The 14,736-nt window shown below is 56.6% G+C and carries 14 protein-coding genes; 10 read left to right on the top strand and 4 right to left on the bottom strand.

Going from position 1 to position 14,736, the window contains the following annotated elements:
• The 3 genes from DWZ15_RS01795 to DWZ15_RS01785 are packed head-to-tail and all read left to right on the top strand — an operon-like array spanning position 1 to position 2,796.
• Positions 1-429 carry a secondary thiamine-phosphate synthase enzyme YjbQ gene (locus DWZ15_RS01795; RefSeq protein ID WP_117735290.1) on the top strand — a complete coding sequence of 143 codons (429 nt, stop codon included), beginning with the start codon at positions 1-3 and terminating at the stop codon, positions 427-429.
• Between the two features lie 33 nt (positions 430-462).
• Positions 463-1,272 carry a BtpA/SgcQ family protein gene (locus tag DWZ15_RS01790; protein WP_233539054.1) on the top strand — a complete coding sequence of 270 codons (810 nt, stop codon included), beginning with the start codon at positions 463-465 and terminating at the stop codon, positions 1,270-1,272.
• A 6-nt stretch (positions 1,273-1,278) separates the two neighbouring features.
• Positions 1,279-2,796: an FGGY-family carbohydrate kinase gene (locus DWZ15_RS01785; protein ID WP_118256440.1), complete on the top strand. Its 1,518-nt coding sequence runs from the start codon at positions 1,279-1,281 to the stop codon at positions 2,794-2,796.
• A gap of 89 nt (positions 2,797-2,885) precedes the next feature.
• Here the strand turns inward: DWZ15_RS01785 and DWZ15_RS01780 are convergent, their stop codons facing one another.
• The gene (locus tag DWZ15_RS01780; RefSeq protein ID WP_118449018.1) at positions 2,886-3,659 is read right to left on the bottom strand and encodes a TatD family hydrolase; all 774 of its coding nucleotides are present in this window, start codon (positions 3,657-3,659) and stop codon (positions 2,886-2,888) included.
• A 14-nt stretch (positions 3,660-3,673) separates the two neighbouring features.
• Positions 3,674-4,468: a ThiF family adenylyltransferase gene (locus DWZ15_RS01775; protein ID WP_118449015.1), complete on the bottom strand. Its 795-nt coding sequence runs from the start codon at positions 4,466-4,468 to the stop codon at positions 3,674-3,676.
• Between the two features lie 298 nt (positions 4,469-4,766).
• Here DWZ15_RS01775 and DWZ15_RS01770 point away from each other — a divergent pair, with 298 nt between their 5' ends.
• From DWZ15_RS01770 to DWZ15_RS10390, 5 genes are all read left to right on the top strand, one after another.
• Positions 4,767-5,045, top strand: a complete 279-nt coding sequence (locus DWZ15_RS01770) for an autorepressor SdpR family transcription factor (protein ID WP_022094448.1) — start codon at positions 4,767-4,769, stop codon at positions 5,043-5,045.
• Positions 5,038-5,742, top strand: a complete 705-nt coding sequence (locus tag DWZ15_RS01765) for an SdpI family protein (RefSeq protein WP_118449012.1) — start codon at positions 5,038-5,040, stop codon at positions 5,740-5,742. Before DWZ15_RS01770 ends, DWZ15_RS01765 begins: the two co-directional genes overlap by 8 nt.
• Positions 5,743-5,926: 184 nt before the next feature.
• On the top strand, positions 5,927-7,606 hold the full coding sequence (ettA, locus tag DWZ15_RS01760) for an energy-dependent translational throttle protein EttA (RefSeq protein ID WP_055251458.1): 1,680 nt from the start codon (positions 5,927-5,929) through the stop codon (positions 7,604-7,606).
• Positions 7,607-7,886: 280 nt separating this feature from the next.
• Positions 7,887-9,014: a hypothetical protein gene (locus DWZ15_RS10395; RefSeq protein WP_147327747.1), complete on the top strand. Its 1,128-nt coding sequence runs from the start codon at positions 7,887-7,889 to the stop codon at positions 9,012-9,014.
• A gap of 91 nt (positions 9,015-9,105) precedes the next feature.
• Positions 9,106-9,384 carry a hypothetical protein gene (locus DWZ15_RS10390; RefSeq protein WP_158572475.1) on the top strand — a complete coding sequence of 93 codons (279 nt, stop codon included), beginning with the start codon at positions 9,106-9,108 and terminating at the stop codon, positions 9,382-9,384.
• A 54-nt stretch (positions 9,385-9,438) separates the two neighbouring features.
• Here DWZ15_RS10390 and DWZ15_RS01755 read toward each other — a convergent pair whose 3' ends face one another.
• Entirely contained in the window at positions 9,439-10,746 is a 1,308-nt protein-coding gene (locus tag DWZ15_RS01755; RefSeq protein WP_118449009.1) for a hypothetical protein, read from the bottom strand.
• A gap of 136 nt (positions 10,747-10,882) precedes the next feature.
• On the bottom strand, positions 10,883-11,836 hold the full coding sequence (locus DWZ15_RS01750; RefSeq protein ID WP_118449007.1) for a hypothetical protein: 954 nt from the start codon (positions 11,834-11,836) through the stop codon (positions 10,883-10,885).
• 257 nt (positions 11,837-12,093) lie between these two features.
• On the opposite strand from DWZ15_RS01750, the gene DWZ15_RS01745 reads away from it, so the two are divergent.
• Positions 12,094-12,930: a PRD domain-containing protein gene (locus tag DWZ15_RS01745; protein WP_117655301.1), complete on the top strand. Its 837-nt coding sequence runs from the start codon at positions 12,094-12,096 to the stop codon at positions 12,928-12,930.
• A 267-nt stretch (positions 12,931-13,197) separates the two neighbouring features.
• On the top strand, positions 13,198-14,622 hold the full coding sequence (locus DWZ15_RS01740) for a PTS transporter subunit EIIC (protein WP_117635424.1): 1,425 nt from the start codon (positions 13,198-13,200) through the stop codon (positions 14,620-14,622).
• The last annotated feature ends 114 nt before the right edge of the window (positions 14,623-14,736 follow it).

The raw sequence follows: 14,736 nt of genomic DNA, 5'->3' as shown, positions 1-14,736 counted from the left end.
ATGGTGACGCTCGAGACATTGAGCTATCTATCGACTGCTCCGGACCAGTTCATCGATATTACCGAGGACGTGCACGCTGCCATCGAACGCAGCTCGGTGACCAATGGCTTGGCGGCGATTATTTTGTCGCATACGACCTGCGGAATCGTGGTAAACGAGGGGCTGCCCTGCGTGGAGACGGATCTTATGGAGACGCTTGATCGCATCGCCCCACTCGATGCCCCCTATGCGCATGCACACTTCCTGCCGAGCTATGGAGCCACCGGTAACAACTCCTGTGGGCATATCAAGAGCATGATTTGTGGAAACAGCTGCTTCTTTCCCGTCCAAGATGGCCACATCGTGTGTGGAGGTGCCCAGAACATCTATCTTGCGGAGTTTGACGGTCCGCAGAAGCGAAAAGTGTACGTCGAGGTGCTGGGGGAATAACGTTCCTGCAATAACCCTATGAAGGAGCACGCTATGTCGTTTCTAACCTCGATGTTCAAGACCGAAAAGCCGGTTATCGGAATGCTGCACCTGCGTCCTCTGCCGGGCGATCCACTGTATTACCCGGGCGGAAGCGTGTCGCAGGTCGTGGAAGCCGCCAAGCGCGATCTCGAAGCGTTGCAACGGGGCGGTGTCGATGGCATTTTGATTACCAATGAGCTCTCGATGCCCTATGAGCAGCACGTTTCTCCCTCAACCCTTGCATCGATGGGCTATGTAATCGGGGTTCTGTCCCATGATTTGTCGACCCCTTGGGGAGCTGAAGCTATTTACGATGGTGATGCCACAATCGAGCTGTGCGCTGCCGTCGATGCGCAGTTCACGCGCTGCAATTTTTGCGGTGCCTGGGCCGGTGATCTCGGGCTGATTAACCGAGATTTCGCTCACACCATGCGTCGCAAGACGGCGCTGCGCCTGGACGACCTCAAGCTTTTTCACTTCATCACGAGCGAGGGGGAGGTTTATCTCAACGACCGCACGACTGCGGACATTGCCGATTCACTTCTCTTTAATTGCCTACCGGATGCGATGGTCATCGGCGGTTCGGCTGCCGGTCGTGGTGCTTCGGGCGAGCTTGCCGATGAGGTCCGCGAGCGTGTTGGCGAAGTGCCTGTGGTATGTGGCACCGGTTGTCGCGAAAATACCGTGGCTGACGTATTTGCTCACTACGATGGCGCGTTTGTCGGCACCTGCTTAAAGCGCGACGGAAAGCTGGATGCCCCGGTTGATGTTGAGCGGGTAGTTCGTTTTATGGCTGCCGCTCGTACGGCGCGAGGGGAGTAGGCACCTATGGCGTTCTATCTGGGTATTGATATTGGGACAAGCGCCTCTAAAGGCGTTTTAATCGATGATCGATGCAATATCGTTTGCCAGGCCTCTTGTGGACACGAGACGGACAACCCGCGTGATGGATGGTACCAGCATGATGCGGAGGCAGTTTGGTGGGGAGATTTTTGCCGCTTGTCGCGCGAGCTGGTGGTGCGATCGGGGGTTAATGCGGCGCAGATTGGATGCGTGGGCCTTTCCGCATTGGGTTGCGACTGCGTACCGGTCGATACCGAGTGCAACGCGCTGGCACCCGCGATTTTATATGGAGTCGATGCACGTTCGAAGCCGCAGATTGACGAGCTTCTTTCCGAATATGGGCCAGATCGCGCACGCGAGCTTTTCGGGCACGATCCCTGTTCGTCAGATATTGCTCCAAAGATCTTGTGGTTTAAGGAGAATATGCCCGAGGTGCACGAACGTGCCGCGAAGTTCCTGACGGCGTCATCGTTTCTGTGCGCGAAGTTGACGGGGCGTTTTACGGTGGACCGTTATTTGGCGGAGGATTTTCTTCCCCTATACGATCGCTACACTTGGAAGGTTGATGCTCGGGAATGTGCTCGTTTCTGCCGGCCTGACCAGATGGCGGAGGTAATGTCGGCTACCGATATTGCCGGGGTGATTACGCAGCGTGCGGCTGAGGCGACGGGGCTCGTGGCGGGGACACCTGTCTTGGTGGGAACGGGCGACTCTGGTGCCGAGGCCATTTCGACGGGTGTATTCCGTCCCGGCGATATGATGGTTCAGTTGGGGAGCACGGCGTATTTCATCTACTTAGCTGATCATATGGTCGATGATGCTCGCCTGTGGCCAGGGACGTTTATCATTCCCGGAACTTACGGGATCTGCGCGGGGACCAATACAGCGGGTGCACTCACATCGTGGCTGCGCCAAGAGCTGTATCGCGACGCGGTAGAGGCCGAGGGCCACGGTGGCCCCGATGCATATTCGGTTATGGCGCATGATGCCGCCGATGTGGCGCCGGGTGCCGATGGGCTCCTGTGTCTGCCGTACTTTGCGGGGGAGCGTACTCCGCTCAACGATCCCGAGGCGCGTGGCGTCTTCTTTGGCCTGACCGGAAGGCATACGCGAGCCCATATGGTTCGCGCCGCCTTGGAAGGCGTCGCGTATACCGTTGCATCCCATGTCGACATTATCGAGCGAGAGCATGGACTGCCAATTGGGCGCATTATGCTTGTCGGAGGTGGAACCAAGAATCCAATTTGGATGCAAGCTATCGCCGACGTATGCGGGCGCGAGGTCTCGGTTGCCAAGGTTACGGTGGGCGCATGCTTCGGTGATGCTATTATGGCAGCTCTCGCAGGTGGCGCCTATACATCATGGGATGAACTCGCCCGAGTCCTTGGCGTTGCGCAAACAATCGTGCCCGATATGACTGCCCACGAGCTATATGCGTCGCGTCGTCATATCTTTGACGAATTGTATACACGCAACCGTGATCTCATGCACGAATTGGTGTAATGCCGCCGAACTGTACCGCCTTCCAATAAGGACTGCGTTGTGCGATTCGCATGTCCCTTGGCATTTTTGCCCACAGGGGTTAGCGAAGGTCAAAAAACAGAGCGCGCATTTGCTAAAACTGCCGATTCGATGTGCTTTATGTCACATTTTTTGAGCGAGGCGATGCGTTCTGAGGTCCTTGTGAGCGATCTGATGAGCGATTGCGCGCTTGTTTCTGTGTTTGGCTCGGCCGGCGCATCGGTCTCGAGCAGTAGACGGTCGAGTGGAATCTGTCGTGTGTATTCGCGTCCTCGTTTAGATGCGAGCATGCGTTCGTTGACGGAAAAATAGCAGCCCGCATTACGCGCGCGGACGAGTTCGTCCGAAGTGCCGCTAAACCAGTGGAAGATGATGGCGGGGGAGTTGGGGCTTGGGGTGAGTAACCCATATGACTCAAGGGCGTCCAGTACGGTTCCTGCCGAACGAACAGCGTGAATTGATATCACGCGCCCGGCAAGAGGATAGTGCACGAGTGCATTACAGAGCTGGTCGAGCGCCTGTGTTTGTAGCGGCTCGCTTCCGGCACAGCGCGCGGAAAAGTCGAGTCCGACCTCGCCGATAAAGCGCTCTTGTGCGGCGACCTTGCAAAGCAGATTGATTTCGGCGGCACCGCATCGTCCGTCGGCGAGCCACCAGGGATGGAGGCCGATGCCCGCGATAATGTTTGGGTATCGGCTGGCCCGCTTTTTTGCTGCCGCGAAGTCGCGTGGGTCGACCCCGCAGTCAAAGAGCCCCAGACCCAACGCCGCCGACTCACTGGCTGCAGCATCGGGGCTGAGCATCAAATCAAGATGACAATGCGTGTCAAAGAATCGCGGTTCCATCGCAGGGCATCCTGCTAGTCCAAGCGCTGGCCGTCGGCGCGCACGCGCTCGCACCCGCGCCCGCTGATCTGACGGATAACCTCGCCGGCGATCATCTGACCCATGATGGGCGGCATAAAGCTGGCGGTACCCAACTCGGTACGCTCGTGGATGTTGGACGGGTCGCGGGGTTGGGTTTTAACCGATTCCTCACAGCTAAACAGCACGTGCAGGCTCTTGATTTCGCGCTTCTTACATTCTTTGCGCATAATGCGGCTCATAGGGTCGCGCACGGTGTCAAAGATGTCGGCAAAACGCAGGCATTCGGGATGAAGTTTGTTGGCCCCGCCCATGGAGCTAACCAAACGAACGCCATGGTCCTGAGCATATTTGGCAATGGTGAGCTTGGCCGAGATGGTGTCGATGGCGTCGACGACGTAGTCGAGCTTGCCATCCGTCTGCTCCAAAACGCCCGCGAAGAAATCATCGATGTTGTCGCTCAGCAAGTATTCGGTGCGTTTGATAACGGTGGCGGCGGGATTGATGTCGTGGATCATGGCTTCCATAACATCGACCTTGCGCTTGCCGATGGTGCTGTGAAAGGCGATAGCCTGGCGATTGATATTGCTGGGCGCGACGATGTCCTTGTCCAGAATGACGAAATGACCAATGCCGCCGCGGGCGAGCGCCTCGCAGCAATTGGACCCCACACCTCCGCAGCCGAGCACCAGCACCGTAGCATCGGCGAGCTTATCGAGTGCCTCGCGGCCCATGATGATCTCGAGCTTGGTGTCGCGTGTCTCGACGAGGGCGGCAGCGGTTTCGGTCATAGACATCCTCCGATGGGGAAGCGAATCGTGTTTTAGCTATTGCCATTATAGGTGTTATCGCGATTCCATTTGAGCCCTTGGGCTTGTTGAAATGGGATCGGGGTTCGCATAAGATGAAGCAGATGGCACCCGTTGCAGCGGGTTGGCCAACTCCCAAACACGTTTGTAGCGTGAGAAGTGGCCGTCTTCGCATTACGCGGAGGCGGCTATTTTTTTGAGTACAAGATTAGATAGTTAGACAAACATCTAAATATCGAGTATAGTGTGCGCGTCATGAGAGATGATGAGAGGAGGTCTTATGCCGGGAGAGGGTTTTAAGGCGCTTGCCGATCCAACGCGACGGCGCATTTTGGAGTTGCTGCGCGAGGGCAATTGCACGGCGGGGGAGCTTGCCGAGCATTTCGATATCAGTAAGCCGTCGCTAAGCCATCACTTGGCGACGCTCAAAAACGCCGGGTTGGTGACCGACGAGCGCCATGGCCAAAACATCGTATACAGCTTAAACACCACCGTCATGCAGGATTTAATTGGCTGGTTTATGGGCTTTACAAACACGGAAGGTGATAAGGATGAATAACGAAAACAAGGGCATTCACCCCACGGGGGTATCGTCGCGCGTGTGGATTGTGCTGGTCGCTCTGTGCGTCGCTAATGTCGTAGCGCACCTCATGGTGATGCCGAGCTTGCCTGCGCAGATTCCCACGCACTGGGGCGCGAACGGCGCCGTCGACGGTTGGGGTCCTAGCTGGATGGCCTCCGCGCTCGGCGTGCTGCCTCTGGCGCTTCTCGCAATGTTCTGCGTGGTGCCGCGCATCGACCCCAAAGGTGAGGCATATCGAACCTCGGGCAAGTTCTATCAGGGCTTCGTAATCGCCTTCACCTTGTTCATGTGCGCCATAAGCTGGCTGGGAGAGCTTACGGTCTGGGGCGTGGTGCCGGCGGTCGGTTCGGTCAACGTGCTGATTTCCGGTGCTGTCGGTTTGCTGTTCATCGGCGTAGGCAACTACTTGCCGCGTGTGAAGCAGAACTATACGCTCGGTATCAAGACGCCCTGGGCGCTTGCCGATCCCGAGAACTGGCGCCGTACGCAGCGTTTTGGCGGTGCCTGCTTTATGGTGCTGGGCGTTGGCCTGATTGTGATGGGCGTGGCGGGTAGCGTGCTTTCGAGTGAAGTCGTCGCCGCGGTGATTGCGGTTCTGGCGTTTGGTTCAGCTGGAGCTGCCTACGTCTATTCGTATCTGCTGTGGCGCAAATCGCAGCGAGCCGCTCGTTAAGGTTGCGGAAAACTAGCGTACGCAGTTCATAGTATGTTCCGGGGGATTTTTCCCAGGTAGTATTAGGGGGTGTGGGCAACCATGCCCCTTTTTCGTTTAGTTTCAGAGCTGGTTTCCTCATTTCGTTTCCACTAAAGCGAATCAAGAATAGGGAAACAGAAGGTAGAAAGGATAAAACAGGCAAATGGCGGAGTTTATCTACCAGATGTATCAGGCTCGTAAGGCCCATGGCGACAAGGTAATCCTTGACGACGTGACCCTGAGCTTCTACCCCGGTGCCAAGATCGGCGTCGTGGGCCCCAACGGCATGGGTAAGTCGACCCTGCTCAAGATCATGGCCGGTATCGAGGAAGTCTCCAACGGCGATGCCAGGCTTACCCCCGGCTACACCGTGGGCATCCTGCAGCAGGAGCCGCCGCTCGATGACGACAAGACCGTCATCGAGAACGTGCGCATGGCGTTTGGCGACATGATCGCCAAGGTCGATCGCTTCAACAAGATCGGCGAGGAGATGTGCGACCCGGATTGCGACATGGACGCCCTCATGGCCGAGATGGGCAAGCTCCAGGACGAGATCGATGCCGCCGACGGCTGGGATATCGATTCCAAGCTCGGCCAGGCCATGGACGCCCTGCAGCTGCCCGATTCCGACATGCCGGTCAACGTGCTCTCTGGCGGCGAGCGCCGTCGCGTGGCCCTGTGCAAGCTGCTGCTCGAGGCTCCCGACCTGCTGCTGCTCGACGAGCCCACCAACCACCTGGACGCGGAGTCGATCCTGTGGCTCGAACACTTCCTGCACAACTACCAGGGCGCGGTGCTTGCCGTCACGCACGATCGCTACTTCCTGGATAACGTTGCCGAGTGGATCTGCGAGGTCGACCGCGGCCACCTTTATCCCTACAAGGGCAACTACTCCACGTATCTGGAGACCAAGGCCGCGCGTATCGAGGCGCAGGGCAACCGCGATGCCAAGCTCGCCAAGCGCATGGAGGCCGAGCTCGAGTGGGTACGCAGCTCGCCCAAGGCTCGCCAGGCCAAGAACAAGGCCCGTCTGGCTCGCTACGAGGAGATGGAGGCCGAGGCCCGCGCAAGCCAGAAGCTCGACTGGACCGACATCCGCATCCCTGTGGGTCCGCGTCTGGGCAACAAGGTGCTCGAGGCCCATCACCTGCACAAGGAGTTCGATGGCCGCGTGCTCATCGACGACCTTTCATTCACCCTGCCGCGTAACGGCATCGTGGGCGTCATCGGCCCCAACGGTGTCGGCAAGACCACGCTCTTCAAGACCATCGTGGGTTTGGAGCCGCTGACTTCGGGCGAGCTCGAGGTGGGCGAGACCGTCAAGATTTCTTACGTCGACCAGAACCGTTCCGGCATCGACCCCGATAAGAACCTATGGGAGGTCGTCTCGGACGGCCTGGACCACATGATGGTCGGCGAGACCGAGGTTCCGAGCCGTGCTTATGTGGCGAGCTTTGGCTTTAAGGGCCAGGACCAGCAGAAGCGCGCTGGCGTACTCTCCGGTGGCGAGCGCAACCGTCTGAACCTGGCGCTCACGCTCAAGCAGGGCGGCAACCTGCTGCTCCTCGACGAGCCTACGAACGACCTCGACGTCGAGACGCTGTCCTCGCTCGAAGCGGCGCTGCTCGAGTTCCCGGGCTGCTCGGTGGTCATTAGCCACGACCGTATGTTCCTAGACCGCGTCGCCACGCACATCCTGGCGTGGGAGGGCACCGACGAGAACCCGGGCAACTGGTATTGGTTCGAGGGCAACTTCGAGGCCTATCAGGCCAACCGCATCGAGCGCCTGGGCGAGGACGCAGCCCAGCCGCATCGTATTCACCGCAAGCTCACGCGTGACTAGTAGCAAGTAGAAAGGCCGCCAGCAAGGGCGGCCTTTCTTGTAGCAATTGCACTGCAGCTATGCCCTGGCTGCTGGTTTGATTCATAATCAAAGTCATCTCTTTGGGATTAAAGCCCGTTTTTGCTATGAGTGATTTTCTAATTCCGTTTAAAACGTAAAGACGTATTGGGTTACAAGGACATAAGCAAATCGAATTGAAATATAACCAGTGCTGTAACGTTACAAAAAAGGTTATAGAATAGGAGTATCTTATAAGTCGCTCCTCTAGAAAGAAGAACATATGCTTTCGCGTCGTCGTTTTCTGCAACTTGTCGCGTCTTCAATTGTCGCCTTAGCCGCACGTCCGAAAGAGGTTTTTGCTTCGACGGGCAATATTGATGGTGAGCAGATACAATTTACTTCAGAAATTGCGCAAGAGCTTGCCGATAAATATATAAAGGGACTCCTCGGCTCTTCGTATACGCCTTCTGACCCTATTCCTTTTGTAGACGTTGATGGGTCCCCGCTTGGCTACATTGTTCCGGTTGTGACATTCAATAGAGCCGCGGGCTATTTGGTTTTAGATGCTTCAGATGATGAAATACTTACGGGATATCGTTTTGGTGACGGCTTAGTCAGCCCTATGGATCGGGGAGGAGATCTTGGTGTTGAGTCTTATTCTTTCAATAACCCAGTCGTAATGATCAATCCGTTCGAATTCGGTGTGCAATCTTTGGACGGTTCAATAACAACAAATTGCGGAAGAACAATCCCGGCTGTTTCCATAGAAGGACGGCCTGTCGTTTTATCGAATAAACCTTCAAGCTGGAACGATGTCGTAATTTACGCAACTCAAATGCAGGATTACACAGTATCTGGATTTCGTTCCATTTCTCAGTTTATGTCATATGATGAAAGCGAGATTAAGAGGCTTACTGCCCACTATGCTTGTATGGTGACAGCTTTTTCGAACGTTGCGGAACTGTATGGCATTGCCAATTTATATAGCGACCCTTCGCAATATATGCAGATATGGAATTACACCAATACCCATGCTCTTTCCGATGAAGAACAGACTGTTCCCGGCGTTGTTTTGGGCGGAACGCCGATATCAACCTGTGCAACGGGGTTTACAAATTACTGCGCAAGCAGAGGAAGTACTCTTATCGCCCGCACTGTCTCCTCTCCGGCTATCGCGAGCATTCAAAATGAGATTAACTCTAATAGACCGAATGTTTTACATGCGAGTTTGTACAACGGATCAGCCCATTCTGTAACAGCGGAGGCTTACGCCACACTTACTGGTAAGAAAACTGGAGAGACAAGGCAGATGATTGGCATAGCGGACGGCTGGAATTCATCTTTATCCTTCCTGAAGTATGATCAGAGCTATTATGCGTGGACTTATGGAACGACTTTTTCGAAGTAGGGCGATTCGTCTAGCTCTGTCTTTGGTGCTGATGGCTTCATTGGTGGGCTGTTCAACAAAGGAAGAGATATCGCGCGGAGGTTCCGGAGAAGTGACTGCGACAGACTCAGGTTCATTAGAAATAGCTGGCGGGCATGCCGATGTGATGTTACAAGGAAAAGGCGTGCTTAGGTCGATTGATGCTGAAGACGCTGTCTGCTCAATAGAGGATTTGAAGACAGGTGAAACTGCATCGTACCGAGTTTCAGATAATGCTGCGAATATGATTGAGTCGATACCGACTGGAGCGCAGGTTTCTTTTAGATACTTTGCTCCGCAACTTGAGGATGAGCTTGCTTCTCTGGCGTCTATATGCGCCGATGACAACTAAAAGGCCTGAATTCAAACGGCCTCGGATGGTCAATTGGCTATCCGAGGCCGTTTTTTACTCGACCGGGGCTTCGACCTTGTCGATGGCCCAGGTGGCTCCGAGGCCGCCGGTGGTGTTGCGGCGAATGCGGACGGTGACTTCCTGACGTTTGCCGGCCTGCGTGTAGCGCAGGGGGAAGCTTGTGCGGTTTCGCGCGGCCTCGATGGTACCGCGCTCGCGGGCGATCCAGTAGTACTCGCCGACGATGCCGAGCGTGTCGGCGCCGTAGGGGAGATAGGTCGACAACTGGTGCAGAAGCGGGCCGGGGCAGAAGACCTCGGTTGCGAAATCGACGGGGAAGTCCTTGGGGATGGCGGGCGCTGCAGGTGCGGGGGCTGGGGCCGCTGCGGGTAGCGAAGCCGGTGCGGATGCGGGTATTTGGTCGCAAGCGGCGGCGGGCATGGATTCGATGACGGGTGCGGGCTCCGGCGTTACTTTCGGCTTGATCTCGGAATCTGCGGGCTTCACGGTGACGGGTGCGTCTGCAACTGCGGTTTCAACCTCAACCTGCGTCGCGTTCTCATTCTCGACGCTCGACTTTGCCTCGATGGGCGTGGATGCCATGGTGGTGATGCCAGCGTTGGCGTTCTCGGGGTCATAGACGACCGTAAGCGAGATGGCAGGCTGCGGCGTCTCGGGTTCCGGCGTCGACTCGGTAGCGTCTTGATCGGCGGACTCGTCGGGTTGATTGTCCTCGGCCTCGTCGCCAAAGACATCGCTGTTTTGGAACGCAGGCGTCTCGGATTGGTCAGCGGCTTCTTCGGTTGTCGACTTGGGAGCCTCGTTGAGCTCCGCAGCGGCTTCCTGTTCTGACATGACTTCGGGATCGGTCATGGCGGCGATTTCGGTTTCGGCTTCTGCTGCCACCTCAATAGCGACTTCGATCTCTGTCTCGGGCTCGGGTTCCGGCACGGCTTCAACCATGGCTTCCGGCTCGGTGCGCTTTACGTGCTTGGGGCGCACAGCCTTGAGGTCCTTCTCACCGCGCTTCTTCTTTTTGTACGACTGCTTGGCTCCCTTGGCAGCCTTGGGCTTGTCCTCTCCCTTGGCAAGTGCGGCATCCCATGCCTCGTTGGCGATGACGGTGGCATACAGGCGACCGCCCTTAAAGACAGTCAGCTTAATGCAGTCGTCGAGTTCCTCGAGCAACTCGCGCGTGGACTCGAAGCCCAGGTCATAAGCAGTCATGTCGCCAACGGCGAGAGCCTCTTCGACCTGCGTCATAAACGTTTGCTTGCCGCATCCAATCGCATCGCGTAGCAGGCGATACAGATAGATGTGGTTGCCCAGCGAAAGCGTGGGCCTAACTATTGTCTTGCTCATGGCAAATCTCCTCTTTACACATGTAAAGCATCTTACCATCGCATAGCGTTCGCCATGGCGGCGCCCAAGGCAAACGGGCGCGAACCGCTGTCGATTCGCGCCCGTTATACAGGTTGCCTATCTGGGGATGCAGTGCCTAGTTGCCCGATGTCGTGCCTTGGCTTGAACTGTCAGATGCCGTGCCGGACGCGGTTCCGCTCGAGCTGTTGGTGTTGCTGTTGTCGGTAGATCCCGTACTCGGTGTATTGCCATTCGCCTGGTCGCCCGTGCTCGGTTGAGAGCCGTCAGTCGTTTGGCTTGAGTCAGTCGTGCCGGATTGCGTGCCGCTGTTGTTCGCAGAGGAATCGACGCCCTGCGATTGGTTTTGGGTGTTCGAGGACGAATTGGCAGAGGTAGAACTGTCTTGCGTATCGTCCGTCTGTGCCTGCTGATCTTGCGACTGGGTGTTGCCATTTGCATCGCTCTCGGTCGTGCGCGACGACAGGATTGGCTCGGGACGCTCGCCCAGACCCTCACCGGCAGTGGTGATAAGGATGGCGCCGGCGCAGGCGATGACCGCGACGATGGCGATAGCGATCGAGAAGACGATGACCTTCTTTTGCGTCTGGCTGCGCTCAGCCGCCGCCTTGGCGCGCAGGCTGTTGGGAGCGACGCGCGCCGTGGTCGCGCGTCCCGCAACCTGGCGCATCTCCTGCGTGGTTGCGGCGCCACCTAGGTGCTCCTCGACATTGGGCTCAACGGGCTCGTAGGCGCCGGTAGGGTAGTCGACAGCGGCATGCGTGCCCTTGATTGCTTCGGCGCTGGCGGAGATAAAGTGGCGATAGACCTGCGAGGACACAACAGTGATGACTGAGCTCACGGCGGCACCAATCACCGAGCCGGCAATGCCGATCTTTGAAGCAAGCGCCACGCTCGTGGCGGCAGCTGCGGCGCCGGCGATGATCTGGGGAATGGAAATGTCGTCGAAAAGGCCCTTTTTGGGCGCAATGGCCATGGTCTGTCCGATGGAATGGTTCTCGTGCACGCCGTTGTTGAGCGCGGCCGGTGTCATGACGCGCGTGCGCGGCGCGTCGGTGTACTTGGTTGTCATACGGGGCCCTCCCGGTTCGTTTAGTGCTACAACAAGTTGTTTAGCCCCAAGGGTACCCATCTCGTGTGGACCGAAGATGGACTCGCCCGCAACATCACCAACTCACCAAAGCCGCGAAGCTTCTCCTCAAGCTTGTCAAATGAAGACGGGGAGACGGGGAGAATCGTCCGGTTGTCGGAAGGAAGGTTGACCGGATTTGAATTCCCGTGGAATAATCGAGCTCGCGGCGCTGGTGCTTGCGCCGGGTAGGGAGCGTCATGAAAATCCTCAAGCGGATCAACAACAATACGGTTATCTGCGTAAACGCCAAGGGCCGTGAACTCGTGGCAATTGGCCGCGGTATCGGGTTTCCCAATGGCCCCGATGAGGTCACACTCGATAAGATCGAGCGAACCTTCTACGGTGTCGACTCGCGCTACCTAGCGCTGCTCGACGAGATCGATCCTCAGGTGATGGAGTTCTCCGCCCAGATTGCCGATATCGCCCGTTCCAACATCTCGCGTGAGCTCTCGGCAAACCTTCCCTTTACCATGGCTGACCATATCGCCTTTGCCATCAAACGCTGCCGCGAGCATATGTTTGTGCAGATGCCGCTCTCCTATGATGTGCAGCAGATGTACCCCATTGAGTACAAGATCGCCAAGTTCGCGATCGAGGGCATCAATCGCGGCTTCAACGTCAAGATGCCGCGGGGGGAGGCGAGCGGTATCGCGCTCTGTATCGTCAACAGCGTGGTCGCCTCGTCTTCAAAGGCCAAATCCAATACGGTGCGTAAGGACGAGGTGATGCTCGAGAGCTTCACCAAGATTATCGAATCCGAGCTGGGGGTTTGCGTGGACCGCGACGGCTTTGACTTTTGCCGTTATGCCACGCACGTGCGCTACCTGTTAGAACGCGTGCAGACAGGAGAGCCCCTCAACACGGAGAACGGCGCGCTTTACGGACCGCTCTGCGAGCAGCATCCCGACGTGGCCGTGTGCGTCGACCGCATGGCCGCGCTTATCGAAGAGCGCTTTGACGCCGGGCTCGCCGATGAAGAGAAGGTCTACCTGATGCTCCACGTCAATCGCGTCTGCGCGGGATCTAGGTCCTAATCGACCGCTCGCCGCTGAAGTTTGACCGTTGGCCGGTTTCGACTTTCGTAAAAGCAACTGTTGGATGTAGTTTCATAGTCACATAAGGTGTTATTCGAGAAGAGCCTCGAAGCATGACGTAGACAGTTCCCTGTCCGCTTTGTGCTTTGGGGCTCTTCTGTTTTTGTCTTCTTCTTGCTTTTCTCGATTTGCCTCGTGTCAGGCCTGCCGTAATCGGTTCTTCGCGTGTGCGCAAACGGGAAGACAGAAAAGCAAGGGAGTTCAGCTATGACTGACAATAAGAAAATCGCCGCGGACGTGCTCGAGGCCGTCGGTGGCAAGGAGAACGTGACGTTTGTTGCGCACTGTATGACGCGCCTGCGTTTTAACCTCAAAGATATCGATGCCCCCGATATCAAAGAAGTGAAGAAGATTGGCGGTGTGTTGGGTGCTCAAATCTCCGGAGGGCAGTTCCAGGTAATCGTGGGCCAAAACGTGCCCAAGGTTTATGACGAGCTCTGCAAGATCGGCGGCTTTGCCAAGCAGGACGCCATCGACGAGAACCTTGATGCTCCTAAGCAGAAGCTCACACCTAAGGTTATTGGCAATAACATCCTCAACTACCTGTCAAGCTCCATGGTGCCTATGATCCCCGTCCTAATGTGTGCTGGCCTGTTCAAGACCGTAGCGGTGGTGCTGGGACCTACGATGGCGGGCGTGCTGTCCGACACAAGCGACCTTTATGTTCTGATGAACATGGTTTATGACGCAGCGTTCTATTTTATCCCCATCTACCTTGGCTATAATGCGGCTAAGAACATTGGCGTAACGCCTGTCCTCGGTGCCTTTATGGGCGGCATTCTTATCGACCCGACCATGATTCAGCTTGCGACCGATGGAGCTCAGTTCTCCGTTTATGGCATTCCCTGCGTCGCCGCAAACTACACAAAGACGGTCCTTCCCATTCTTCTGTCCGTGTGGGCGATGAGTTATATCGAGCGCTTCTTCCGCAAATATGTGCCAGATACCCTTTCAACGGTTTTCGCGCCTTTCCTTACCATGGTCGTCGCTGTTCCTGTGTCTCTCTGCGCTCTCGCCCCTGTTGGTTCATGGGCCGGTAATGCCCTCGCCGCCGGTTTTGAGTTCCTTGGTACTTCCGGTGGTATCGCCGCCATCCTCGGAGGAGGTATTCTGGCGGGTCTTTGGTGCCCAATGATTATTACCGGCATGCATGTGGCGGTTGCGATGATTGCCATCGCTAACTATATGACTGTGGGAACCGACAGCTTTGTTTTGGTTGCGACGGGCGTTAGCCTTTGGGCGACCTTCGGCTGCGAGGTGGCGACCTGGCTCAAGCTGTGCGATAAAGACGAGAAGAGCATGGCATTCGGCTATTTGGTCGCAAACATTGTCGGAGGCGTCGGCGAGCCTTTCATCTACGGCATGATGCTGCGCTATCGCCGCGTGTTTGTCTGGAAGATTATCGGATCCTTTGTTGCCGGTGCGCTTGCAATCGCTCTCGGAGCCACGGTTTATACTGCCGGCGCGGCATCTAACTTCTTGGAGTTCCTCGCGTTTGCGGGCGGCGGGACCCAGAATCTCATCAACTTTGGAATCGCTGCTGGTGCAGGCTTCCTTGTGAGCGCCTTGGGCACGTATTTCCTGGGCTTTACGGCGGATGAGCTCGAGAATGGTCCCGTTTCCGAGCGTTAAGTTTTCTACGGCCTGCGTGTGGCAGGACGCATTGGAAGGGCGTCCATGACGCCCTTCTCTTTTTGTATTTCTATTTCCGATGTTTGGGCGGCGTGTGCCGCGAAGAGTTGGAGT

Source organism: Collinsella sp. AF29-7AC, assembly GCF_003475665.1.
GTDB lineage: Bacteria > Actinomycetota > Coriobacteriia > Coriobacteriales > Coriobacteriaceae > Collinsella.
This window is presented reverse-complemented; position numbering and strand designations above follow the sequence as displayed.

Excerpts from the sequence above, each read along its gene's own strand:
- DWZ15_RS01795 (WP_117735290.1), top strand. The coding sequence starts at position 1 with ATGGTGACGCTCGAGACATTGAGCTATCTATCGACTGCTCCGGACCAG.
- DWZ15_RS01790 (WP_233539054.1), top strand. The coding sequence starts at position 463 with ATGTCGTTTCTAACCTCGATGTTCAAGACCGAAAAGCCGGTTATCGGA.
- DWZ15_RS01785 (WP_118256440.1), top strand. The coding sequence starts at position 1,279 with ATGGCGTTCTATCTGGGTATTGATATTGGGACAAGCGCCTCTAAAGGC.
- DWZ15_RS01780 (WP_118449018.1), bottom strand. The coding sequence starts at position 3,659 with ATGGAACCGCGATTCTTTGACACGCATTGTCATCTTGATTTGATGCTC.
- DWZ15_RS01775 (WP_118449015.1), bottom strand. The coding sequence starts at position 4,468 with ATGACCGAAACCGCTGCCGCCCTCGTCGAGACACGCGACACCAAGCTC.
- DWZ15_RS01770 (WP_022094448.1), top strand. The coding sequence starts at position 4,767 with ATGCCGGGAGAGGGTTTTAAGGCGCTTGCCGATCCAACGCGACGGCGC.
- DWZ15_RS01765 (WP_118449012.1), top strand. The coding sequence starts at position 5,038 with ATGAATAACGAAAACAAGGGCATTCACCCCACGGGGGTATCGTCGCGC.
- ettA (WP_055251458.1), top strand. The coding sequence starts at position 5,927 with ATGGCGGAGTTTATCTACCAGATGTATCAGGCTCGTAAGGCCCATGGC.
- DWZ15_RS10395 (WP_147327747.1), top strand. The coding sequence starts at position 7,887 with ATGCTTTCGCGTCGTCGTTTTCTGCAACTTGTCGCGTCTTCAATTGTC.
- DWZ15_RS01755 (WP_118449009.1), bottom strand. The coding sequence starts at position 10,746 with ATGAGCAAGACAATAGTTAGGCCCACGCTTTCGCTGGGCAACCACATC.
- DWZ15_RS01750 (WP_118449007.1), bottom strand. The coding sequence starts at position 11,836 with ATGACAACCAAGTACACCGACGCGCCGCGCACGCGCGTCATGACACCG.
- DWZ15_RS01745 (WP_117655301.1), top strand. The coding sequence starts at position 12,094 with ATGAAAATCCTCAAGCGGATCAACAACAATACGGTTATCTGCGTAAAC.
- DWZ15_RS01740 (WP_117635424.1), top strand. The coding sequence starts at position 13,198 with ATGACTGACAATAAGAAAATCGCCGCGGACGTGCTCGAGGCCGTCGGT.